Here is a 22,454-nt window from a genome sequence, read left to right as displayed (position 1 = left end):
GGGATGGTTACCATCCTGATTGCAGAAGATGATCCACATGTCCGGTACCTGTTAGGCGAGACATTACGTGCGGCAGGATTCCGGACGATCGAAGCCGCAGACGGGGCACAAGCGCTTGCCTGCTTTGACGAACAACACATTGATCTGCTGGTCACGGATGTCATGATGCCGCATGTCTCGGGCATCGAACTCGTCCGTGCGTTACGGCAAGCCGGTTATGATTTGCCGATTTTGATGCTGACGGTCCTCGATACGTTTGCTGATAAGGAAGCGGGATTCGTGACCGGCGTCGATGATTACCTGGTTAAGCCAGTTGATCTTGATGAATGGCTGTTACGGATTCATGCTTTGCTTCGGCGATCCAAAATCGTCGCGACACAGGAACTTGTCGTGAAGACTTTGACGTTACGGATGCGTGATGCGACCGTCGTCACACCGGACGGCGAACTTGCGTTACCGCATAAGGAATTTCAATTGCTCTATCGTCTGTTGTCCCAACCGAAACAGATTTTCACACGCCAACAGTTAATGGATGAGATTTGGGGATATGATGTTGAAAGTGACAGCCGGACGGTTGATGTCCATGTCAAACGGTTACGGGATAAATTTAATCAGTATGAAGTCTTTACGATCGAGACGGTCTGGGGACTCGGCTACAAAGGGGTCGTGTTATGAAGCCGTTTTTCCAGTCGATCTCCGGTCGGTTTTTCCTCATCTTGTTTGGCTTGCTGCTGTTGCCGTTATTGATTCCGCTCGGGGCGACGTTCTTTTTCCAATTCGATTCGGTCCGCCAAGACGTCGCACAACAACTGGCGGAACGGACGGGTACCGTCGAACGGTTGATGGTCGAACAAGAACTGTCCTTCGCTTCAGCCAGCCGCTACGTCGAACAATCGGTGATCGAGACGACGGAAATCTCGGCCGACCGTTTACAAACCATGGTTTCACTGACTAAAGCTGAAACAGAGACGCTTCGCCGGAAAGGAGAAGTGGCTGTCGCCGGAAGCTTTTCGGAGCGCCCGCTTCATATTCGGCAGGTCGGGGAACGTTACTTGGTGGCGACACCGAACCCGGACCAGGACCTTGTCTCAAGTATTCGCAACTCGTCCTTGTTTGGAATCGGTCTGACGATTGCCGTCGCTTTTTTCCTGACCTGGTTTGCCGTCCGGCTCGTGACCCGACGGATCAAACGGATCAGTGAAGCGGCTGTTGAAGTGACGCAAGGCAACTATGACATTCAGATTCCGGATCAGGGGAGTGATGAAGTCGCGAACTTGATTCAGAACTTTAACCAGATGACCGTCGCCTTGCAACGAAACGAGTATTTGGCAAAAGATTTGGCGGCGGCGATTTCCCATGAACTGAAGACACCGATTGCCTCAATCCATGGGTTCAGCCGGTTACTGGCACAGCCCGGTCTTCCGGAAGACAAGCAACAGCATTACATCCAGATCATCGGACAGGAAAGTGACCGTCTGTCCCGCCTGACTTCAAACCTCGTCCGGTTATCGCGGCTCGATCATCAGTCAATCATCCAGCGGAAAGCCTATCGTTTTGATGAGCAGGTGCGTCATGTTTTGCTGTTACTGGAATCCCAGTGGACAGACAAACATCTGACCCTCGATCTCGAGTTGGCGGAAGTGACGGTCGTCTGGGAAGAGGAACTGATGCAACAGGTCTTACTCAATCTTCTGCAAAATGCGGTTTATTTCTCACCTGCAAACGGCGTCCTGTCGATTCGGCTGACACAAGCAACGGATGTGACGTTAACCATCACCGATCAAGGAAAAGGCATTTCGGCGGCGGAACTCCCATTCGTGTTTGACCGGTTTTATCAGGGCGAGACCTCACGGACGACGGATGGTCATGGACTGGGCTTGTCGATTGTCAAACGGATCGTCGAATTACACGGCGGGGCAGTGACTCTTGACAGCACACCCGGTCAAGGAACATCTGCCCGGATTCAAATACCACAAAAAGGACCTGCTTGAGCCGTTTGCTCAAACAGGTCCTTTTGACGGCTCCTCATTCATGAACCAGGCAGTGTCCTGCAGGAAAGACTCGATGTCGGTTTGTGTGCGAATCCGGATCACCTGATCCGCCTCATCCGGTTCAGGACGTTCCAACCGTTGACGGGACAGAATCTGCCGGTAATCTTCTACACCGCGGATTTCTGCGCGATCTTTTGTGGAAGCGGTAACCCGCGCCAACAGGACTTCTTCGGCAAGGTCAAAGTGAACGAGAATCGTTCGGAACTGGTCCTTTGGAAACTGTTGCAACAAGCGGATGCGCTGTTTTTTTGTCAGATTGGCATTGCAGACAATCAGATCCAGATTAGACTGAAGACGGGCATGTTCGACAATCGTGTCCGTCAGTTGATGCTTTAAGCGATTTGGACCATCGAGCGGTAACAATTTTTGATAATGGGTGTTCAGGAAACGGGCATGCACGTCTTGATCGATGACAAGAAACGATGGATACAACCGGGACAAGCGGTCGGCAAACGATGATTTTCCGGCATGTGTCTTGCCGACGGTCAGAAGAACAATCCGTCTCATCGGACTGTCCGCTCAGTCATCGCGTCGAGGATGGTCCGGATCCAGTCCTCAGTCTGACCGAAGCACGGTCTGACATCACCGACGTGATAAAACGTGCTCGCTTCCGAACCGGTCCATCCCGTCGGATCGAGCATACAAAGGAAAACCGGAATCTGGTAAGCAAGAGCAATCCCGAGCTCGACATGGCTGCCTTTTCCGGCAGGGAGTACTAAAATCAAGCAATCGCTCGCCCGGACGGCATCGAGTTCCAACTGTCCGATCCGTTGCAGGGCAGCCGGTGTATCGACCCGTTCCGATTGTGTCCAGTCGTACGTCAGGTGATGACCTTGCTTGATTAGTCGATCGTTTATGAAACGGACGTCTTCGATGTTGCGGAAGCTGCTGGCGGTGTAAAAATTCATTTGAAGATCCCCCTGTCTTATATTTTTTTACAGATTTTTGAAACTAAATCGGTACTTAATCAGTCTAATGATATAGAAAGGAAAGGGAGGAGTGCCGTGTTCCGTAAAAAAATCGCCGGGAGTTGGACGGATGATGTGTTTCTCGCAGCGTTATATGCCGAAGAACGCTATATTTACCGGATGTCGTATCTGTATTTAAAACACGAGCAGGAAGCGCTCGAAAACGTTCAGGAAGTCGCTTTTCGCGCCTGGAAGTACCGGAAGTCACTGCAGGATGTCACCTATTTTAAGACTTGGCTGACCCGGATCACGATCAATGCAGCACTCGATCATCTTAAGAAATACCAAGTGCTGGTCTGGACAAACGATACGGCACAGGATAGGGGTGAGCCGCAAATCCCGTCGTTTGAACATGTGGTCGTTGATCAACTGTACCTGACTGATTTACTTGAACGACTCGATGTCAAGGAACGGTCGTTAATCACGTTACGGTATCAAGCCGATTATTCCTTTCAGGAAATTGCTGATTACTCGATATTCCGATCAGTACGGTGAAAAGTACGTTATACCGGGCGATTCAAAAACTACAACGCCATCAAGCGAAAGGAGGAGAGTCCGGATGAAACAGCAACTTGAGACAGCATTAAAAGACATTCCCGTACCGGATACCGTTCATGCTCGGATGGAGCAGGGACTCCGCCGGAAAAAACGGAAACATCGGTTACCGCAACTGATTTTAGCAGCTAGTCTGCTGATTGGTCTGTTGCAATATGATCGGATTGAATCCTGGATCCAGCCGCCAATCGACCAATCGACCGCCTCGATGATTCCAGGACTTGTCTACCAGAAAGCGATATACCTGCAAAGTGATACGACAATCGCCGAAGAAACGGAGTTTCAGTTGCGTGGACAAAAGTTAGGTGTCTCCAAAAATACCTGGACCGAAGGCGCGGAAGCCGTTAACGTCAAGCAATCACTTGGATCGAATCTAGAGAATTATACGATTTACGTCGTAAAAGGATATGATCCCGCGATCCGACTGCTCGCGGTCGGACAGGAGGACGGGGCTGAAATCGTCCGCGTGCTGGACCGGTCGACATTCCGTCCGGATTATTTCCAACAGCTTCACCTGCAACAGACAATTCTTCGTGCTAATTATCAAACGTTCTCGACATGGGAATCGACCAACTCGGAACCGATTTCCGCAGGATCCCGGCTGCGTCAATTATTTGCTGAATTGAGCAAGGCGGTTCCGTTACGCGAGTCGGATCTTGCGGCGGATGTCGTTGAGTATCAAAATGACACCGATCTACGGATTCTGAACGTGACGATGGCAGACGGGGTGACGAACCAATTCCGGTTGATTCGTGAAGGCTATGTTTATTATGAACCGCTCGACCGTTACTTTGCCGTCAACGGGCCAGTATTTGATGATGTCTGGGAGCAGTTGAACCAGTAACACCAATTACTCAAAGGACTTCCGAAAGCCGTAAAACGGGCGGAACGCCTGACCGCGGTAAAAACTTTCCGAGCTGCTTGACGCCAGGACCTCAATCCGGGTCGTCGGATACCAGTCATGCAGACGGGCGAACAGCTGTTGAGCAAGACCTTGGCCACGGAAATCGGCCTCAATCAGTAATTCACAGATGTACAACGTGACCTGAGTGTCGGTCATTCCGCGGACATAACCGATGACCTCTTCCGCATGTTCGACGACAAGCGCAGCGTTTGAGTGTTGCCAAGCGAGTTGGGTCCGTTCATGGAGACGGACGAGCTGGTTCCAGCCTTCCGCAGCATTTAAGCGCTGAATGGCGGGGAAGTCCTGATCTTGGTACGGGCGGATCTGATAGGCAGTTGTCATAAGCGTGACCTTCTTTCTAAGTTAAGTTGGATGAGCAAGGGTTCGGGTTCCGACCAATCGTTCACAGTGTAGGAGGACGGACTATTGACGACCGGTCGATTACTTTTTAATACCGCCGTCATGCCAACCGATTCTGCTCCTTTGATTCGTGCAGTGGATGATCCCCGATAAACAGGACCTGTTCCGTTGTGAGTCCCCAATCTTGTACGGGACGGAGGAACAAAGCCGGATCGGGTTTCGCAAGACCAACTTCTTCCGAAATCAAGATCGGATCAAAAAATGTCTGCAATTGATGGTGGGCGATGACCGATCGTTGCAAGTCACTCCGACCGTTCGTTATGAGCCCAAGGCGATATGTTTGTGATAGACGTTGCAAAAGGTCGAGCGTTTGAGGAAACAAGACACTGCTTGAGGCAAACGACGAGAGATAATCTTGTAACAACTCAGTAGCAGTGACACCTTCAAACTGAAAGTGGGTGATTAGTTTTTGATAAACGACATCCTTCCAGACGAGACCGTTTTGATCAAAGGTCAGAAAGAGGGTTTGATAAGCGTCAAGTGGACAAGTTGAAACGGGCGCAATCAGACGAGCATGTTGAGATTTCAAAAAGAGCTGCAAAGAAGTCGTACGATCAAGTAACGTCCCGTCGAGATCAAATAAAACAGCGGAGAGGGTCATGAAATGACAACTCCTATTCATTCTATATATTTCAATTACCGTAATATTATTTTAAAATCAATTACAATAATCGAACAGGATATCTTACATCTGTACAGAACATCACTATATCTATATTCGTTAAAATAATTGCACAAGGAGAGTCACATGCAAACAAAAACATCTTCATTTAACCCAGTACAGTATCTGGATACACAAACAGCCGGAACACCCATCGTGATTTTGACCGGAATGGGCTGTTCCTATCATGAGTGGTATGAAATTGTCCAAACACTTCAAACAACCAACCGGGTGCTCAGCTTCCACCGGCATTCATGGAGGGAAGGGGAAGGGGTTCACCGGACCAATCACGCTGTTCAACAACTGCAAACACTGTTGACCCATTGCAACGTAGACGAACCGATTCTCCTGGTCGGCCATTCCTACGGGGGACTGATTGCGCAAGAGTTTGCGATTCGTCATCCCGATCAGTTAAAAGGGCTGCTATTGGCAGATTCGACGTCGGTTGACTTACACGAACTGGATACTCTTGATACACCGGTGCTTGATACCATGTCATCTGATGCCACCTGGATTGAACGATGCCGGCATTACGCAACACAAACGAAGGATCAATTACGTCATTTGGTTCAACCGGTACTGACGCCGGCACAACAACGATTACCACAGATGATTCAGTCAGCACTGCTCAACTTCCAAACCGAACCGGCACTATATGCGATGATGGCGGAGGAAGTCACACACTGGAAAGTGGATGCGCAACGGATAAAACGAAACACGTTTCCCGACTTGCCGCTAATTGTCATCGGACGGGACCAGAGGCAAGCCATTGCCGAAGGACTGCAGGACGGATTACCGGAAACGGAAGTGCGTCAGCTGGAAGAGAGGTGGCATCAACTCATATTACGACAGGCAAACCTGACAAAAACGGCAACGATTCGATTTGCTGAAGGAGCAGGTCATGCCGTTCACCTCGACCGGCCGGAACTTGTCATCGCGGCAATCCGACAGCTCGACCAAACTCCAGTAAAGGACGTGTCGCAATGAAGCGGAGCATCTTAGTTCAGTCCAACCAGTGATTTAGTCCGCTGCTTCTCGCTGTACATCGCTTGATCCGCTTTTTGAAACACGGTCACTACATCGGTTGTTGCTTCATCATACGCAAACCCAACGGCAATCGACAGGTCATGTTTGAGGAACTCGCTCCGTAATTGTTCCAGCAAATGGAGACACTGCTGTTCCGTGTACCCCTGGCAGACGATGACGAATTCATCTCCCCCGAGACGGAACGCCTCTTGGCTGAAACGGCTTAAGCAAAGGGCCGTCTGTTGGAGCAACGCATCACCTGCGATATGACCAAACCGGTCATTGACCCGTTTTAAATCATTCAGATCCAGCGTGAGGAGACCCAGCGGAATAGCTTCAGAGGATATCATCTCTTCGATCAAGCAGTCGAATGCATGGCGATTGTAGAGACCGGTCAACGTATCGCGTTGACACAGTTGCTCGAGTTCCTGCTGTTTGGCCTTCGCTGCATTCATGTTCCGGATCACACCTTGAACGGCAACGATTTCGCTGTTCTCATAAATCGGAGTCGTATATTCTTCAAACCAAATATATGTACCGTCATTCGTCCGCCAGCGTTGCAGGAACGGTTCATCGTAGTTGCAGTTACCCGAGATTTTCGACATTAAAATCTCGAGATCATCCGGATGAATCCGGTCGAAACAATCGGACGGATCGGCATAACTCGCTTCAACCGTTCCAACACCGATATGTTCATCGAGAGAAGGACTGATATAACGAAAGCGATAGACTGGTTTCACTTCAAAAATGTACATGATATCCTTCGAATGTTTTCCGAATGACGCGATTGTCGGCTGGACGGAAGACGACGGTTTCATTTTTTGAAACATTAAGCGTCCGAGCAGTGTACATACAATCCCAATCATGATTCCGACCCACAGCACACGGTTTCACCTGCCTTATGTAGTTATTCCTTAATATGAAGATGGAATGATTTGTAAAATCAGACACACTAAAGTATAGCAAAGAAACTGTTTTACATATACATAAAATCCCATTTTAATTCCCAAGAGTTCCGAACATCCTAAACACGGCACCCGCTTTGGCAGGTGCCGTGTTGTCGTAATCTTAATAGCGGAAATAGAAGACCGTTAGTTCTTCAGTTTTTTACCGGCCCACATCAGATTCAAAAAAGTGAGCAACAAACACGAAAAGATACTTGCATAAGACATAGCAGATGATCCGACCAATTGATGTTCCGCAACGTTTAAGATCGACGAGGGTAACCAATCAGAAAACACAGGGTCAAGGTTCTTGAGGATCAGGAGGAGAAAGCTGATTCCAATGGCAGAAATCGCAATCAGGACCTGATGTCTTACATACATACTGATGACGATGACCAGACTGATCAGATAAAGAATCCACAGACTGTAGAGAATGGAAAAGGAAATCAATTTTGTCATCGGGAACGAGTCGAACAAATACACGGTACAGCCGTAGGATGTCAGAATTCCGAATCCAAGACTGAACATGCTGATGAACCAATGGGCTATCAGTTTGGCCGAGACATAACAGTGTATCGAGACCGGGCGCGTCAGAATAAAATCCTGCATTCCTTTTTGACGGTCCGTTGCAATCAGCCCCATGAAGCTGATCAGTAAGATAATCAGTCCGATCTGATTAAATTGACCGGAAATGGTCGATAAAAATACTTCGTTTGCAGTCGGAGCTGGTTTGTCCGGGTCGAGAATGACTCCGATCGAACCGCCCATCTGTTGCAGAATGAGGTCCATGTACAGATTAATCAACGGTTGAGTCAAACCGAGTAGAACAAAAAAAATCGTCAACCAGACGTATTTATATTCCTTTGCCGCTTCTGTCAATTCTATCCTTACAAGTGCTTTGAACTGACTCATACATCCGCCGCCAGTTCGAGGAATGTGTCTTCCAGTTCCACTTCATGGAAACCGACGGATATCACGTCCAGCTGTTTTAAAGTGCAGACGGTTAAGACGTGTTTGAGATCGAACGCATATGTTCCGGTGATGAGAAAGGCGACAGGGGATCGTTTTTCTACGGTGACGGATGGGAAACAGTTTAGGACCTGATCTACTGATACAGCAGTCCTGAACTGAAGGCGTACCTGTTGAAGATCAATCGTTTGATCCTCCCGGTAAAGGTGTTTGATGATCCGACCGTTTTTCATGATGATATAACGGTCACAAATCTCCCGAATGTCATGCAGTATGTGCGTTGACAACAGAATCGTCATCCGTTGCTTCAAACGGCCGATCAGTTTCCGGATTTCATTTCGCCCGATTGGATCGAGGGAGGCGACAGGTTCGTCTAAAATTAAAAATTGCGGCTCATGCAGAATGGCTTGCGCAATTCCGAGGCGTTGTTTCATTCCGCCCGATAACTGTTCGACCGGAACATCTTGTTTGTCCTGAAGGCCGACTTCTTTTAATGTTTCTGAAATACGCTTCTGCAGCAGCTCTTTTTTTATGCCAGATAATTTGCCGAAAAAGAGCAAAGACTCCCGGCACGTCATCCAGGGTTTAAAATCCGTGTATTGCGATAAGTAACCGATCTGTTTTTTGTAACGTTCAATCGGCTGATCCTGAAATGAAATCTCGCCTGTCTCATATGAAAGAATCCCGATCAGACATTTGATCAGCGTTGTTTTACCTGCTCCATTGGGGCCAAGCAAGCCGATACATTCGTTTTCCTGAATCGAAAAATCAATCCCGTCGAGAATTTTTCGTTTATTCAGCGTTTTGTGGAGATTATGAATGGTAATCATGACGGATGCTCCTCCTTCCGACGATCAGGTACAGAATCGGACCGATCAGTTGCATACTTAAAATGACAAATAACCAGACATACGGCAAAGCAATCTGTTTTTTTCGGTTCGACCAGTCAAAAAGGGTGATTCCAATCAGCAATACATGTAAGGAGAAAATCGGGATGAGGAGGGGAAGCCATTGCAGCCAGTCAATCTCAAGTAAAGGCGTTATCTCTGTATTCATACAAGCACTCCTTTCTATTATCATTATCGATAATGATAATTAATAAGTCAACCTGTTTTTACTTTTAATAAAAATTGCACTGAACATATGGTATGTTCATGTAGCGGAACGTGTATTGTTTGAAATACGTCCCATTTAATGTGCCAGGAAAGGGAGCAATGAAATGAATTTAGATTTGTTTAAGAATCAGGTCCGGTTCAAAATCGCACTGGAATTAATTGATCGTGATGAGGGAATGTCCATCATGCAGCTGAATAAACGGCTCGATGACGTTCCCCAAGCTACGCTGTACCGTCATGTGAATGCGATGCTTCAAGATTCTTTGTTGAAAGTTATCGGCGTCCAGCGTGCAGGAAAAGTTGAGGAAAAAATTTATGCCTTGAACACTTCCGGATATAAGATTAAAGAGGAAGACTGGGCTTCCGCAACTTACGACGAAAAAGTCAATTTCGTCTCGCTTTATTTTATGTATATTTTGCAAAATTATAAGAACTATCAGGAGACGCTTTCTTTAACCGACAGCCCTGATCAGGCGACATTCTCTCTTGTAAAACTCAATTTACCCGATGAAACATTCCGGACGTTTGAATCCGAGCTCGCCGCCTTACTGGAAAAGTATCACGGCTTATCCGCACATCACGAAGAGGCGGAGACGAAAAGAACTGTGTCCTTAGTCATCATCCCTTGACGGAAAATCAAAAAATGGTCCTCAAGCCAAAGAGCTTGAGGACCATTTTTTAAATCGTTCCTAGCATGAGGTACGTTCGAAATCCGCGATTGGCGTAATAGGAATCGGCACCGTTGTGATAGAGAAAAACATGACCGTAGCGTCGGTCGCAAAACAAAGCACCGCCTTGCGTCCGGATTGCTTCCGGTGTCTCGATCCAGCTCGACGTCTTGACATCAAATTCCCCGACCGTCTGCAAATGACGGTAGTGCTCTTCCGTCAGTAACCGGACGCCGTGTTCGGTCGCGGTGGCGACGGCACTGCCGGCAGGTTTATTTTTCTTGCGCTTTTCGAGCGCAAGATTGTCATAACACAAACTGCGGCGATCGGCCGGACTTTCCGGTGCACAATCGACGAGAAGCAACTGACCGTCCGGTAGCAACAGGATATCCGGTTCACCGCCGGTTTGTTCCATCCAGTCAAGCGCTTCGAGAATTTCCGCCGATATCCGCGTCACGATTTCATCCCATTGGATACCCGGATGCCGATCCGGATGATCAAGCCAGCGTTGGCGCAGGTTTTCCTGTAACGTCTCCTTGTCCATGTTTCTTCCGCCTTTCTGCCTGTTATTTTTCTAAATAACGGTAAAGGGTACTTTTGCTGATTCCGGTTTGTTCCCGGATATCGGCCAGACTGTACTGCTTGCTTTGATACATGTCAATCGCCCGTTTGACGTTTTCATCCGGCTTTCGCGGACGTCCTGTCTGCTTGCCGAGTTCCTTTGCTTTGGACAAGCCTTCCCTGGTTGCCATGCTGACGACGTCGCTTTGCAGGGCGACGAGGTGTTGGACGATTTCGCGGAATGATTGGTCGAGCGCCTGCCGAGTATCGATGTTTTCCCGGATGGATAAGAGATAGGCCTGCTTGGTATCCAGGCTATTTAACACGTCGATCAAATGACGCGTTGAATCCGCCAACACATACAAATGAGAGACGAGAATGATGTCGCCCGGTCTTATATCTTCTAACAGTTGATCGAGCACATACCGGCGTTTCGAGGCCCCGTGTTCCTCTGTTTTGATTTCATCCGTTTCATATGTCTTCAGTACCTCAACCTGCTTTTCACAAGTCGGATCTTCAAAAAATGGTCGCATATAGCCAATTCTCATAATGTTCTCCTCGCTCGAATCATATTGCCTGTTGCCATGAAAAAAAATACGTCGTCCCATTTTTCATGAACGATTGGAGTGACGCGGATGCAAGATTGATCGAGTTCTTTTCACTGAGTCACCTTCAAGTATAAGGGAAAAGCAGATTGGAAGAAAGGAAGGGGGGTTCCCGGCGATTCATTCGCGGATCGGATATACAAAAAAGACGTTCCCGTCGGACGGGAACGTCGCAGATACATCAAATCAGACGGATACTACAGAAATCCGTTCTTTATCGTGGCGGTGATGCTCGACTTCATCAGCTAACGCAACGGCATAGTCGGCGTAACTGATGTAACTGTCACCCGCGGCATTGACGGTCAGGACATCTTTCGCCAATTGATACTTTCTGGTCCGTGGTCCTTCCGGATCAAAAAAGGCGGCCGGACTGATGAACGTCCAGTGTAGATCGACGGTCTGTTGTAGATCCTCGAGATTCTTCGCCTGGTTTTTCGCCGTCGGCAGGTAAGCGGACGGGAAATCCGGCGTATCGGCAAGACGGAGTGTCTGTTCCTCGTCGACATACAGGCTGCCCGCACCGCCGACGATGATCAGACGGGTCGGAGTACCGCGTAATTGATCAATCAAATGCCGACCTAAATCGACATGCTGATGTTCGTTTCCCGGTGATGCTCCAAACGCATTGATGACGACGTCAAAATCCGTCAATTCTTCCGTCGTCAGTTCAAATGCATTCTTTTCGAGTACGGTATCATGTGTCGTGCGGGTTGCATCACGGACGATGGCCGTCAAGGCATGCCCCCGCTGTGCAAGTTCCTCTAAAATAACCCGACCTGCTTTTCCACTGGCTCCAATAATCGCAATCTTCATCAATAACGCCTCCTTGGATAGTATGTACCTCTTACATGTAATTAGTTTAGTTACAGAAATTGCGATTGTCAAGCCAATTGACATTAAACGTCGAGCTCATTAAACTGAAAGCATTGGTGGTGAAACAAATGATTAATAGTCGTTTAGCGGTTTCTGTTCATATACTGGCGTTAATCGCCACCCACCCGGATCAAGCCTTATCTTCCGAATACATCGCTGGAAGTGTCAATACGAATCCGGTCGTCATTCGCCGTTTGACCGGATTGTTACGACAAGCCGGGCTGTTGCAAACCGTCGCCGGGAAAACGGGGGCAACGTTGACGAAAGATCCGGCTGGCATTACGTTATTGATGATTTACCGTGCCGTCGAACCAAAAGAGACGTTATTTTCGATGCATGAACAACCCAACCCGGCTTGTCCGGTCGGTCGGAATATCCAATCGACGCTCGACGAGACCTTTGTGCGTGCACAACAGGCACTCGAGGCAGAACTGGAAGCGGAAACCTTATCTGATATCATCCATCGTCTTGCGACGGCAAGATGATGGTCGTCTGTCTTTTTTTGAAAACGCCTTCACTTTTGAAAGGAGAAATGTCATCATGCGTCTGGTCAGTTATTCAGCCGTCAGTGCGATTGGATCCTTTTTATTGTTCACTGCGTATGCCTTCTTAACAAATGTCGAAAATGAATTTTTATACCAGTTTGGTACCTTTGCGACGACTTTGTTTACGTTTGCGATTGGTCTGCCGATGCTCTTCATCACAAGGCGACATCCGTTGTCGTTACGTTTGCTGGTTTATCTGACAGCCGGAGTTTTTGCGATCCTGTTATTCATCGGTTTTTATGATTATTTTGGTCAGGAGACCTTCGTCGAGTCACGCCAAAATTTAAGTGCTATCGTCCGATTTGCGACGCTTGCCTGTCTGTTTTATATCGTTCCGTATGAATGGCTCTACTTTAAAAAACCGTCGACGAATCGCCCTTCGATGTCTTCCTGACGCTGACCTTCTGAAAAAGAAGGTCTTTTTTTGCAGGAATTCCCAATAAAAAGGAGAAACAGGTAGACAGCTACATAAAGAGGAGGAGAATGTTCATGCAAGATACATTCATCTGTCAACAAATTGGAAAATCCTTTACCGGTGACGGGATCGAGACCCATGCGTTATCGGATATCAATCTCACGCTCGATGCAGGTGATTTCATCTCGATTATCGGACCATCCGGGTCAGGAAAATCAACGTTACTGAGCTTAATCGGGACACTCGACCGTCCGACAAGCGGTACCTTGTCATACGGGGATCAAGCAATTCATCAGCTCAAGAGCAAAGAACTGTCCGATTTCCGCTTCGAGAACGTCGGGTTCATTTTTCAACAGTTCCACTTGATTCCGACACTGACAGCACTCGAAAACGTCATGGCACCGTTATTCGGGCGGAAAGTGACGTATGACAAAAAAGAGCGGGCATTGTCGTTACTCGAAAAGGTCGGACTGACGGATAAATCCGGATCGCTGCCGTCGCAACTGTCAGGCGGACAACAACAACGGGTCGCCGTCGCCCGGGCGCTCGTCCATGAACCGAAGTGGTTACTCGCAGATGAACCGACCGGCAATTTGGATACGGAAACGGGTGAAATCATCTTTAACCTGTTGCGCTCCCTCAATGAAGAAAAGGGGTGCGGTGTCCTGTTCGTCACCCATGATCCGGCTCTCGCCGAACGGGCGAACCGGAAAATCGAGATGCGCGACGGACTGATCATCGAAGACCGCCGGCTCGTCCGCGCCTGACACCTTCTTTTTGAATTCACCGCATTGACCGCGTACACTGAATGTGTAGAGGAGGCGAGTGTATGCGTTTAGGAATCTTGGATCAAGTCCCGCTTCACGAAGGGGATACGATTGTACAAACGATGGAAGCGACAAAACGATTGGTCGTCGAGGCGGAACGTCTCGGCTATGACCGGTACTGGTTTGCCGAACATCACAATACGAACGGGCTACTCAGTGCCGCACCGGAATTGTTCATTGGCCGGATGGGGGACGCAACCTCCCGAATCAAACTTGGTTCCGGCGGGGTGTTATTACCTCAGTACCGTCCGTTAAAAATCGCCGAGACGTTTTCGACACTGGCTGCGTTTTATCCGAACCGGATTGAACTCGGAATCGGCAATTCACCGGGTGGCAGCGAACGGACCCGGCGCGCCTTGACGGACGGTTCCGAGAATGCCGCTGCTGAATTTCCGCGGTTACTCGACGAGGTTGAAGGTTTTTTGACAGATTCCTTGTCGTCGCGTCATCCGTACCGGATCGTCAAGACGACGCCGCGTGTCGAGGAACGGATCCCGTTATCCGTGCTCGGACTGTCGCCACGCAGTGCGATACTCGCTGCTGAACGCGGACACGGACTTGTGTTTGGTCACTTCATTAATCCCGACAAGTGGGAAGAAACGTTACGGACTTACCGGGACGCATTCGTTCCGGTCGACGGACGGACACCGAACGTCATCGTCTGTGTTTTCGTCATCTGTGCCGAAACGATGGAAGAAGCGGAAGCATTGGCACGAACGCAGGACGCCTGGATTCAAGGAATCCGGCTTGGCCATTCGATCGTGCCGTCGTTTGCGACGACTGAAACGAAACAGTGGAACGAAGAACAGCAACGGCGTATTCAAAACGACCGCCGGCGGTCGATCGTCGGAACACCCGAGACCGTCGCTAAAGAACTGCAGGACTTGTCCGACCGGTATCAGACTGATCAGTTCCTGTTGATCAACAACGCATTTAATCAGGACAAACGGCTCCGGTCCTATCAGCTGATTGCGGAACGATTACTCCATTAAAAAAACACCGCCTGCTTGGGCGGTGTTCGTTTTGAATTATTGCTGTGCTGTCGGGCGGATTAAAATTTCGTTGACCGCGACATCATCCGGTTCATTGACGGCGTAGGCAATGGCACGGGCAATCGCATCGGCATCCATCGCTTTTAAGTTGCCGATGCCTTGTTTGATCTCTTCATCCGTGATGTGATCTTTCAGCTCGGTATCGACCGCTCCCGGTGAAATGATTGTCGCACGGATGTTATTCTCAACCGATTCTTCTTTGCGTAAACCTTCCGTAATCGCTCGGACGGCAAACTTCGTCCCGCTATAGACGGCACTTGATGGCATGACGTCATGTCCTGCGACAGACGAGATGTTGATGATGTGTCCACGTTTCTGCTCGCGCATATACGGCAGAACGGCACCGATGCCATAGAGAACGCCTTTGATGTTGACGTCGACCATCGTGTTCCATTCATCCTGTTTATTTTTGTTCAGTTTTGACAACGGCATCAAACCGGCGTTGTTGACGAGGACGTCGACCGAACCGAACGTGTCTTGTGCGAGTTTCGCGAGCGCATCGACTTGCGATGCGTCCGTGACGTCCGTTACTTGATAGACGGCTTTGCCGCCGAGTTCTTCAATTTCTTTTTGCAAAGTTTTCAGACGATCTTCCCGGCGTGCTGCGAGAACTAGTTGCGCACCTTGTTTAGCCAGTAACTTGGCAGTGGCTTCCCCGATGCCACTTGATGCTCCTGTAATGATGACGACTTTGTTTTCGATCATTCAAAAAACCTCCTACATATTTTTTAACTCAACCCTAGAAGTATTAACCTTTTTTCAGCATAAGCAAACCTCGGACGAACAGTTCGAAGCAGAAAGGATAAAAAGGATGCGAAAAGGATTTTGGCTCGTTCTCTTATTAGTAGTCGGATTCATGTTATATCTCGAACCGTTTCGCGGTGCACCGCCTGAACCGGATGTTTCCATCACCGGGACGAAGATCGACGTGACGAGCGGATCCTATTGTTGGAATGGTCTCTTGATCAGTCAATGTGCCGATACCGTTTATTCGACACCGCTCGAGATGACGGAAAAACAAACACCGACTGTCGTCAAACCGGGTACGATCATTGAAGTTGCTTTCAACGACGGTCCGCCCCCTCAACGCACTAAGACAGAACAGTGGTGGAAGGACGGAACAAATAAAACCGTTCAACTGAAGAACGAACAGTTAACCGCACCAAACAAGAAAGGGCTTTATATCTATCATGTTTATGCGTGGTGGAAGCAAGGGGACGGAAACGTCGCATTTTCCATCCGGGTAAAATGATATTGACAATGCAAGAACCATATGGTAAATCCTGTTTTTTCATAGAATATGAAAGTTCCTTCCTTGATTTTTCGACGAAAGGGACTTTTTTTATGAAATATAGTAAGTAAAACACTGGTTTTCATTAAATCCACCTTTGAATAATCAGAATAATGGAACTTTAATTAAAAGTGTCTTTAAATGTTTTAAGGTCTAGTGAACGGGAATAAACACACCATACACATAATATTTCAGCTAGCGAAAGTCTTATGTGAAAGAATCTTACAATGTTATCTAAAGGAGAGATGAAGATGAATGGGTTCAATCGTTTTTTACTCGTTCTCATCGGTCTGCTCGGGTTAGTCAGCGTCGGCTTACTGGTCCTCGGCGTCTATGACGTACCGCGACTCAGTCCGCTGCTCGAACAATGGCAGGATCAACAATGGTACAGCTACACGGTGCTCTCAATTGGTGGTTTTTTAGCTTTCGTATTCGTTATTCTCTTATTCACGGGATTACTCAGCCGCTCGAAAGGTCAACGGTTGTTGATCCGGACAGGAGATGGCAACATCACGATTTCGAAAGAAACCATCGAACGGACGGCGCTTGAGTCGATTCGTGGTATCAATGGAGTCCGGACGCCAAGCGTCCATGCAGATATCCATTCGAAAAAAGAAACGGTCGCCTTAACGGTTGACTGCTCGGTCTTCGGACAAGAAGGGTTACCGACGATCGGCAAAGACATCCAAGAGCGTGCCAAACACGCCGTCGAGTCCTTGCTTGAATTGCCGGTGACGAGTACAAAAGTCAAAATCAGCGATACGAAAACCAAAACGTCTGAACGTGTCGTCTAAAGGGAGGAATTGAACATGAGTACGAAAGAACAGTTGTATCCGTACCGGTTCCGATTAATTGGCGGTCTCGTTGGACTCGTGATCGCGGTTCTATTCCTGACAATCGGTTTCGGACCCACGATGCTGTTGCTCGTCTTTACCGCGATCGGCTTTCTGATTGGGAAGTGGCGGGACGGAGCACTTGATATTGAAGGATGGATTCAGTTCTTTAACCGGGATTGATTCATATATAAATCATTTCATACTACATTTAAAAGGAGAGATTTCAAATGGCAAACGAATCATTAAACACAACTGGACAAACTGAAGAGGTACGCTCGAATAAATTAACATTCGAAGATCAGGTCATCAAAAAAATCGCCGGGATTGCTTCAAACGAAGTCCAAGGCATCTTATCGATGAGTGGTGGATTCATGAGCGGTTTGACGGATCGTCTCCGCAGCACGGAAGACATCACAAAAGGTGTCGGCGCAGAAGTCGGTGAACGCCAAGTGGCGCTTGATCTCCGTGTCATCGTCGAATACGGCAAAAATATCCCGTCCATCTTCCAGGAAACGGTCGCCAAAATCAAAAAAGCAATCGGAGATATGACCGGACTTGAAGTCGTCGAAGTCAACATGCATGTTGAAGACGTTATGACGCGAGCCGAGTTCGATGCGAAAAGCAAAAACGAACAGGCGGAAGAAAAAACAAGCCGCGAATTAAAATAATCGAAGCGTCCGGGAACTCTCATCAGGGGGTTCCCGTTTTTTTATGTTTTTCAAAAAAACGTTTACCGAATTGCCATCAAGCCAAGCGACTGTCCGAACAAAAAAAGGGAAAAGAACAAGGAAAGGCTAAATCCAATCGGAAAGGATGAGGAATTATGCGCTTATCGGAAAAAGTCATCATCGTCACGGGAGCCGCCTCCGGCATGGGGAAAGCGATGGCCGAGTTGTTTGCGGCAGAAGGGGCACATGTCGTCGTTTCGGACATTCAAGGCGACGCGGCGAGACAAGTCGTGCAGACAATCACCGAAAACGGAGGAACAGCACTCGCAGTGGAAACGAATGTGGCAGAGGAAACAGCCGTTCAGCAATTGATTGATCAAACCATCACGACGTACGGTAAGCTGGATGTCCTTGTCAATAATGCCGGCATCATGGACGGGATGGAAGGTGTCGCGGATATCTCGGATGAACGCTGGGAACGCGTTTTCTCCATTAACACGACAGCCGTCATGCGATTGATGCGGTTGACCGTTCCGATTTTTCAGCAGCAAGGGCACGGCGTCATCCTTAATAACATCTCGATTGGCGGATTGAACGGTGCCCGGGCCGGAGCCGCCTACACTGCTTCAAAACACGCCGTCGTCGGCTTGACGAAAAATACCGCCTATCTGTATGCCAAGGAGGGGATCCGGTGCAACGGCATTGCCCCCGGCGCAGTCGAGACGAACATCGGCCAGTCGATGACGAACATCAACGAGTTCGGCATGGGACGGACGATGCTCGGGATGGGACTAAATCCACGAACCGCCCAACCAGAAGAAATTGCCAAGCTGGCCCTGTTCCTTGCGTCGGAAGACAGCAGCTTCGTCAACGGAGCGATCGTCGTAGCGGATGGCGGATGGAGTGCTTATTAAAGATATTTTCTGAGGTTCCCTTCCTTCAGGGAGCCTCTTTTTAGCTGAATGGATACATACGCATGAATTATTTTCTGAATGAAAGACCAGTTTGGAAGGGATTAGTCGATATAAGGGATAATAATACAAGATAACCATTTTAATGATCATCGAGTGGAGATTGAGAGAGGAGTGGATCGATCGATGCAGGAACAGACGACACGTGTGACGGATACCCAGGTCATCCGGGCAATTGAACAGAACCTGGCGATTATCCGATTTGATGACCGACGTAAGGTCGCTTACGTCAATGAGTTGTTTGCCCGGACGATGGGGTATGAGGTCGACGAGCTGATCGGGAAGTATCATCGGGATCTTTGTTTTTCGGGGTACGCGGACAGTCCGGCTTATGAACTGTTTTGGCGAAAGTTGATGCAAGGCATCACCTATCAGGACAAAATCGAACGGCGGGCGGCGAATGGACAGCAAAAATGGCTCGAAGCGACGTATATGCCGATTTTCTCAGAAGATGGCCGCCGTGTCGTCGGTGTCTCGAAAATCGCGACCGATATCACGGTTCGGCAACAGGACGTCTTGCGGATGGCGGATGAATTGAATGCCACATCGGCCTTTTTAACCGTGAAATCCGAAAGCGGACGACAAGACGGACTGAACGTGCTCGCGACCGTTCAACAAATCGAAGCGGAATCGACAACAAACCTTGCGAATCTCGTCCAACTCCAGGCGCAGACCGATTCAATCACGGATATCGTCAAGACGATCCGTGACATCGCTGCCCAGACGAATCTGTTGGCTCTCAATGCAGCGATCGAAGCGGCGCGCGCCGGCGAACACGGTCGTGGGTTCAACGTCGTCGCGACAGAAGTCCGCAATCTTTCCAATAAAGTCTCCCAATCGATTGGTGAAATCAAAGAGAATATCGAAGGAATCGTTAAACGGATTGAGGAAGTCTCAACGAGTATCGAACACATCTCGTTAAAAGTTAAAACGAGCAGCGGACAGCTCGAACAGACGGTCCGCGAATTTGATCTCTTGGCGGATTCTGCCAAGCAATTGGAGCAACAGGCAAAAGAATTTGTGCAGGTGTTATGAAGCCTATATTTTTTTAATTACTCATTTCCACCTTCTTTCGTGTGATTCTGACAAGAGTCATCCGGAAGAAGGTCTTTTTACGTCAAACAGTCCAAAATACATTATAATAAGCAGATGTTTGATGAAATCGACAGTAGCCTGGCAACTCAAAAAAGGAGGGCTGGTCATGTCAGTCCCGACGACTGTTACAGCAAAACAGTACGGCCTGCTTGCTTATCCGCTGATTCTGTCGAGTATTTTGACGCCGCTGCTTGGCGTCACTGATACGATTACGATCGGACAAACCGGGGATGCGGTCGCCATCGGTGCGATTGCGATTGGCGCTGTTTTCTTTAACACGATTTACTGGCTGTTCGGATTTTTAAAAGTCAGTACGACTGGTTTCAGCGCCCAAGCCAGCGTCCATCATGATGAAACGGCGTTGCACTTTGCTTTATACCGTCCTGTCTTACTCGGCTTCATGATCGGACTCGTTCTGATTCTTTTACGTGTTCCGTTGACGGCGGGGGGGCTTTACTTACTGGCAGCACCCGAAACCTTGTTGCCGGATGTCACGACGTACATCGATTACCGGATTTACGGGGCACCGTTCGTCCTGATCGGATATGCGGTTCTCGGCTGGCTGATCGGGCAGGGACAAGTGAAACGTGCTCTATTGATTCAAATATTCAGCAACCTCATCAATATCGTCCTCGATGTCATCTTTGTCCTCGGCCTTGGATACGGTGTAGCCGGTGTCGCAATTGCAACGCTCGTCGCTGAAATCAGTATCGTCGCTTTCGGATTCCTGATCATGGTCCGGCAGCTCGCCTGGAAACCGGCCTATCGCGATCTCTTATTCCGTGTCCAGGCGTATCGGCAGTTTTTTACCGTCAATGCCGATTTATTCGTCCGGACCATTTTTCTGTTGCTCGTGACCGGCTGGTTTACCCGGACAGGTGCACAATTCGGACCGGATGTTCTGGCAGCCAATGCCATCTTGTTGCAGATCCAGTATGTGATTGCCTACTGGTTCGGAGGACTCGGCAGTGCTTCGACGATTCTCGTCGGACGGGCGCGAGGGCGGAGCGATGAAGCCGGTTACCGGAAAAGTCTTTCGTTGACACGGCAATTCGGGATTGCTTCCATCGTATTGATCATCGGACTGTTAGCTGTTTTCCAGGATGCCTTCCTGCAACTGTTTTCAACCGATCCGCTCCTGCTCGACGTCTCTGCCCTGTATTACGGGTGGATCCTCGTCTTTCCGTTGACCGGCGGATTTGCGATGCTGTACGAAGGTGTCTTTTCGGGACTGGCCCGGGCAAAACCGGTCCGGAACTCGATGATCGAGGCTTTTCTCGTGTTCGGACTGTTACTGCTGTCGATTTACTGGATCGGCAATCACGGGGTCTGGCTCGCGTTCATCGGTTTCGGTTTGACACGATCGCTGTCACTTCATCTGGCGGAGCGCCGGATGAACCTGACATTTGAACGTCCGGACAAAAAAACGGATCTTCCTGTTTAACGATCAACAGTGAAGGTCCGTTCTTTTATAGTATTACTTTTAACTTGTTTTCGTGCATCAATCGAATCCCGGATATGTATGATATAACGGCGTCCTTTTTGATAACCCGAGCGGGGCGGCTTGATCCGGAGTTCTTTGCCGTCAATGACTTCAAGCTCCGTCTGCATCCGTTCACCGGTCGAGTCCGTGATCGTAACCGTACGGTCCGAGACTTGATCCGGACGCAGTCCTTTCGAAAATTCGATATCAAACGTGTGATACTTCGAAATCGTCCGCGCACGAGACTTGAAATGGGGGCCGTCCGTCTGCTCGTCGAGCGTACAGTAACACCCTGTGAAAAGTAAGCAAACAGTTAAGATAATGGAAAATAACGGGTTCACAACCAAGCTCCTTTCAGCATATTTTTCATTATAAGACAAATAATGGGAGGATTCAATCGTTCTCGGGACGGATTGTAAAATAACCCTTCAAGACAAGCCGCGGGTGATGGTATACTCAAGCGAGAGAAAGGCAGTGGTAGAATATGCAACAAACTGATCAACGCGAAATCATCGTCTCCATCCGGACGAGTTATGATTTCAAAGCCGATGAAGGACGTGCCGTCCGTGTCGTCGAATTTCACGGGCGCCGGACGACCGTCATCGATACGTTTAAAAAATCAACGCCGAAACGGATGATTCTCCTCGAGATGATCCGCGCCGTCCAATCGTTTAAGGAACCGTTCCATATTATCTTTAACGTCGAATGCAACTTCGGTTTCAAGTATTTGAACGATGAACGACAGTGGGAAAACCGTGACCTCGGAAACACATTCAACGAATTGATCCAAGCGGGCGGACACACAATCGAACTCCGCGACTGTTCGTTTTATGAAGGCGGAAAAGACTTGCAGAAGTGGTTGCTGAACATCCTGAAAAAAGCGAATTGACCTTGTAAGACAGATGACGTTCACCGGACGGTCATCTGTTTTTTTGTTCGCTCTCCCGTCCT

The 22,454-nt window shown here is 48.7% G+C and carries 31 protein-coding genes; 18 read left to right on the top strand and 13 right to left on the bottom strand.

Features of this window, described 5'->3' with window-relative positions:
• Positions 1–3: 3 nt before the first annotated feature.
• Together MUN34_RS06195 and MUN34_RS06190 are read left to right on the top strand one after the other, a co-directional pair.
• Positions 4–675 carry a response regulator transcription factor gene (locus MUN34_RS06195; protein WP_247857142.1) on the top strand — a complete coding sequence of 224 codons (672 nt, stop codon included), beginning with the start codon at positions 4–6 and terminating at the stop codon, positions 673–675.
• Positions 672–1,991: a HAMP domain-containing sensor histidine kinase gene (locus MUN34_RS06190; RefSeq protein WP_247857141.1), complete on the top strand. Its 1,320-nt coding sequence runs from the start codon at positions 672–674 to the stop codon at positions 1,989–1,991. Before MUN34_RS06195 ends, MUN34_RS06190 begins: the two co-directional genes overlap by 4 nt.
• A gap of 9 nt (positions 1,992–2,000) precedes the next feature.
• Here MUN34_RS06190 and MUN34_RS06185 read toward each other — a convergent pair whose 3' ends face one another.
• The gene (locus MUN34_RS06185) at positions 2,001–2,558 is read right to left on the bottom strand and encodes an AAA family ATPase (RefSeq protein ID WP_247857140.1); all 558 of its coding nucleotides are present in this window, start codon (positions 2,556–2,558) and stop codon (positions 2,001–2,003) included.
• Positions 2,555–2,959, bottom strand: coding sequence for a nucleoside 2-deoxyribosyltransferase (locus MUN34_RS06180; protein ID WP_247857139.1), 405 nt, complete (start codon positions 2,957–2,959; stop codon positions 2,555–2,557). Before MUN34_RS06180 ends, MUN34_RS06185 begins: the two co-directional genes overlap by 4 nt.
• 96 nt (positions 2,960–3,055) lie before the next feature.
• On the opposite strand from MUN34_RS06180, the gene MUN34_RS06175 reads away from it, so the two are divergent.
• Entirely contained in the window at positions 3,056–3,514 is a 459-nt protein-coding gene (locus MUN34_RS06175; RefSeq protein WP_247857138.1) for an RNA polymerase sigma factor, read from the top strand.
• 64 nt (positions 3,515–3,578) lie between these two features.
• Entirely contained in the window at positions 3,579–4,418 is an 840-nt protein-coding gene (locus tag MUN34_RS06170; RefSeq protein WP_214854569.1) for a hypothetical protein, read from the top strand.
• Positions 4,419–4,424: 6 nt separating this feature from the next.
• Here the strand turns inward: MUN34_RS06170 and MUN34_RS06165 are convergent, their stop codons facing one another.
• Positions 4,425–4,820, bottom strand: a complete 396-nt coding sequence (locus MUN34_RS06165) for a GNAT family N-acetyltransferase (protein WP_247857137.1) — start codon at positions 4,818–4,820, stop codon at positions 4,425–4,427.
• 118 nt (positions 4,821–4,938) lie between these two features.
• A complete protein-coding gene (locus tag MUN34_RS06160) occupies positions 4,939–5,499 on the bottom strand; it encodes an HAD family hydrolase (protein WP_247857136.1) in 561 nt (186 codons plus the stop codon).
• A 147-nt stretch (positions 5,500–5,646) separates the two neighbouring features.
• Here MUN34_RS06160 and MUN34_RS06155 point away from each other — a divergent pair, with 147 nt between their 5' ends.
• On the top strand, positions 5,647–6,546 hold the full coding sequence (locus MUN34_RS06155; RefSeq protein ID WP_247857135.1) for an alpha/beta fold hydrolase: 900 nt from the start codon (positions 5,647–5,649) through the stop codon (positions 6,544–6,546).
• An 11-nt stretch (positions 6,547–6,557) separates the two neighbouring features.
• On the opposite strand, the gene MUN34_RS06150 is transcribed toward MUN34_RS06155, so the two are convergent.
• The 4 genes from MUN34_RS06150 to MUN34_RS06135 all read right to left on the bottom strand — a co-directional run bounded on the left by MUN34_RS06150 (position 6,558) and on the right by MUN34_RS06135 (position 9,554).
• A complete protein-coding gene (locus MUN34_RS06150) occupies positions 6,558–7,451 on the bottom strand; it encodes a sensor domain-containing diguanylate cyclase (protein ID WP_247857134.1) in 894 nt (297 codons plus the stop codon).
• Between the two features lie 225 nt (positions 7,452–7,676).
• Positions 7,677–8,441 carry an ABC transporter permease gene (locus MUN34_RS06145; RefSeq protein WP_247857133.1) on the bottom strand — a complete coding sequence of 255 codons (765 nt, stop codon included), beginning with the start codon at positions 8,439–8,441 and terminating at the stop codon, positions 7,677–7,679.
• On the bottom strand, positions 8,438–9,328 hold the full coding sequence (locus MUN34_RS06140; protein ID WP_247857132.1) for an ABC transporter ATP-binding protein: 891 nt from the start codon (positions 9,326–9,328) through the stop codon (positions 8,438–8,440). Before MUN34_RS06140 ends, MUN34_RS06145 begins: the two co-directional genes overlap by 4 nt.
• Positions 9,312–9,554 carry a PLDc N-terminal domain-containing protein gene (locus MUN34_RS06135; protein ID WP_012370427.1) on the bottom strand — a complete coding sequence of 81 codons (243 nt, stop codon included), beginning with the start codon at positions 9,552–9,554 and terminating at the stop codon, positions 9,312–9,314. Before MUN34_RS06135 ends, MUN34_RS06140 begins: the two co-directional genes overlap by 17 nt.
• A gap of 163 nt (positions 9,555–9,717) precedes the next feature.
• On the opposite strand from MUN34_RS06135, the gene MUN34_RS06130 reads away from it, so the two are divergent.
• Complete coding sequence (locus MUN34_RS06130) at positions 9,718–10,242, top strand: transcriptional regulator (protein WP_247857131.1); 525 nt, start codon at positions 9,718–9,720, stop codon at positions 10,240–10,242.
• Between the two features lie 49 nt (positions 10,243–10,291).
• Here MUN34_RS06130 and MUN34_RS06125 read toward each other — a convergent pair whose 3' ends face one another.
• The 3 genes from MUN34_RS06125 to MUN34_RS06115 form a co-directional block, all read right to left on the bottom strand.
• Positions 10,292–10,825: a DUF4256 domain-containing protein gene (locus tag MUN34_RS06125; protein WP_247857130.1), complete on the bottom strand. Its 534-nt coding sequence runs from the start codon at positions 10,823–10,825 to the stop codon at positions 10,292–10,294.
• Positions 10,826–10,847: 22 nt separating this feature from the next.
• Complete coding sequence (locus MUN34_RS06120; protein ID WP_247857129.1) at positions 10,848–11,390, bottom strand: recombinase family protein; 543 nt, start codon at positions 11,388–11,390, stop codon at positions 10,848–10,850.
• 243 nt (positions 11,391–11,633) lie between these two features.
• Positions 11,634–12,260: an NAD(P)-dependent oxidoreductase gene (locus MUN34_RS06115; protein ID WP_247857128.1), complete on the bottom strand. Its 627-nt coding sequence runs from the start codon at positions 12,258–12,260 to the stop codon at positions 11,634–11,636.
• Positions 12,261–12,388: 128 nt separating this feature from the next.
• Between MUN34_RS06115 and MUN34_RS06110 the strand changes: the two genes are divergently transcribed.
• The 4 genes from MUN34_RS06110 (at position 12,389) to MUN34_RS06095 (ending at position 15,099) form a co-directional block, all read left to right on the top strand.
• Entirely contained in the window at positions 12,389–12,805 is a 417-nt protein-coding gene (locus MUN34_RS06110) for an Rrf2 family transcriptional regulator (protein WP_247857127.1), read from the top strand.
• Between the two features lie 55 nt (positions 12,806–12,860).
• Positions 12,861–13,259 carry a hypothetical protein gene (locus MUN34_RS06105; protein WP_247857126.1) on the top strand — a complete coding sequence of 133 codons (399 nt, stop codon included), beginning with the start codon at positions 12,861–12,863 and terminating at the stop codon, positions 13,257–13,259.
• A 95-nt stretch (positions 13,260–13,354) separates the two neighbouring features.
• Positions 13,355–14,047 (top strand): ABC transporter ATP-binding protein, encoded by a 693-nt coding sequence (locus tag MUN34_RS06100; protein ID WP_247857125.1) that lies wholly within the window; start codon positions 13,355–13,357, stop codon positions 14,045–14,047.
• A gap of 62 nt (positions 14,048–14,109) precedes the next feature.
• A complete protein-coding gene (locus tag MUN34_RS06095; protein ID WP_247857124.1) occupies positions 14,110–15,099 on the top strand; it encodes an LLM class flavin-dependent oxidoreductase in 990 nt (329 codons plus the stop codon).
• 36 nt (positions 15,100–15,135) lie between these two features.
• On the opposite strand, the gene MUN34_RS06090 is transcribed toward MUN34_RS06095, so the two are convergent.
• Entirely contained in the window at positions 15,136–15,864 is a 729-nt protein-coding gene (locus MUN34_RS06090; RefSeq protein ID WP_247857123.1) for an SDR family oxidoreductase, read from the bottom strand.
• 106 nt (positions 15,865–15,970) lie between these two features.
• On the opposite strand from MUN34_RS06090, the gene MUN34_RS06085 reads away from it, so the two are divergent.
• The 7 genes from MUN34_RS06085 (at position 15,971) to MUN34_RS06055 (ending at position 21,464) form a co-directional block, all read left to right on the top strand.
• On the top strand, positions 15,971–16,411 hold the full coding sequence (locus tag MUN34_RS06085; protein ID WP_247857122.1) for a hypothetical protein: 441 nt from the start codon (positions 15,971–15,973) through the stop codon (positions 16,409–16,411).
• Between the two features lie 290 nt (positions 16,412–16,701).
• Positions 16,702–17,244 carry an alkaline shock response membrane anchor protein AmaP gene (gene amaP, locus MUN34_RS06080; RefSeq protein ID WP_012370438.1) on the top strand — a complete coding sequence of 181 codons (543 nt, stop codon included), beginning with the start codon at positions 16,702–16,704 and terminating at the stop codon, positions 17,242–17,244.
• Positions 17,245–17,259: 15 nt separating this feature from the next.
• A complete protein-coding gene (locus MUN34_RS06075; protein WP_114595755.1) occupies positions 17,260–17,466 on the top strand; it encodes a DUF2273 domain-containing protein in 207 nt (68 codons plus the stop codon).
• A gap of 47 nt (positions 17,467–17,513) precedes the next feature.
• On the top strand, positions 17,514–17,954 hold the full coding sequence (locus MUN34_RS06070) for an Asp23/Gls24 family envelope stress response protein (protein WP_026828290.1): 441 nt from the start codon (positions 17,514–17,516) through the stop codon (positions 17,952–17,954).
• 155 nt (positions 17,955–18,109) lie between these two features.
• Positions 18,110–18,868, top strand: coding sequence for an SDR family oxidoreductase (locus MUN34_RS06065; protein WP_247857121.1), 759 nt, complete (start codon positions 18,110–18,112; stop codon positions 18,866–18,868).
• A gap of 183 nt (positions 18,869–19,051) precedes the next feature.
• Positions 19,052–19,960 (top strand): methyl-accepting chemotaxis protein, encoded by a 909-nt coding sequence (locus tag MUN34_RS06060; RefSeq protein ID WP_247857120.1) that lies wholly within the window; start codon positions 19,052–19,054, stop codon positions 19,958–19,960.
• 166 nt (positions 19,961–20,126) lie between these two features.
• Positions 20,127–21,464: an MATE family efflux transporter gene (locus tag MUN34_RS06055; RefSeq protein WP_247857119.1), complete on the top strand. Its 1,338-nt coding sequence runs from the start codon at positions 20,127–20,129 to the stop codon at positions 21,462–21,464.
• Here MUN34_RS06055 and MUN34_RS06050 read toward each other — a convergent pair.
• Positions 21,461–21,844 carry a hypothetical protein gene (locus tag MUN34_RS06050; protein WP_026828286.1) on the bottom strand — a complete coding sequence of 128 codons (384 nt, stop codon included), beginning with the start codon at positions 21,842–21,844 and terminating at the stop codon, positions 21,461–21,463. The genes MUN34_RS06055 and MUN34_RS06050 overlap by 4 nt on opposite strands.
• Before the next feature lie 143 nt (positions 21,845–21,987).
• Here MUN34_RS06050 and MUN34_RS06045 point away from each other — a divergent pair, with 143 nt between their 5' ends.
• The gene (locus MUN34_RS06045; protein ID WP_026828285.1) at positions 21,988–22,392 is read left to right on the top strand and encodes a hypothetical protein; all 405 of its coding nucleotides are present in this window, start codon (positions 21,988–21,990) and stop codon (positions 22,390–22,392) included.
• The last annotated feature ends 62 nt before the right edge of the window (positions 22,393–22,454 follow it).

Origin of the sequence: Exiguobacterium sp. 17-1, from assembly GCF_023096305.1 — a bacterium.
GTDB classification, from domain to species: domain Bacteria; phylum Bacillota; class Bacilli; order Exiguobacteriales; family Exiguobacteriaceae; genus Exiguobacterium_A; species Exiguobacterium_A sibiricum_A.
Note: the sequence above shows the minus strand (reverse complement) of the source record. Positions and strands in the feature narration are given on the sequence as shown.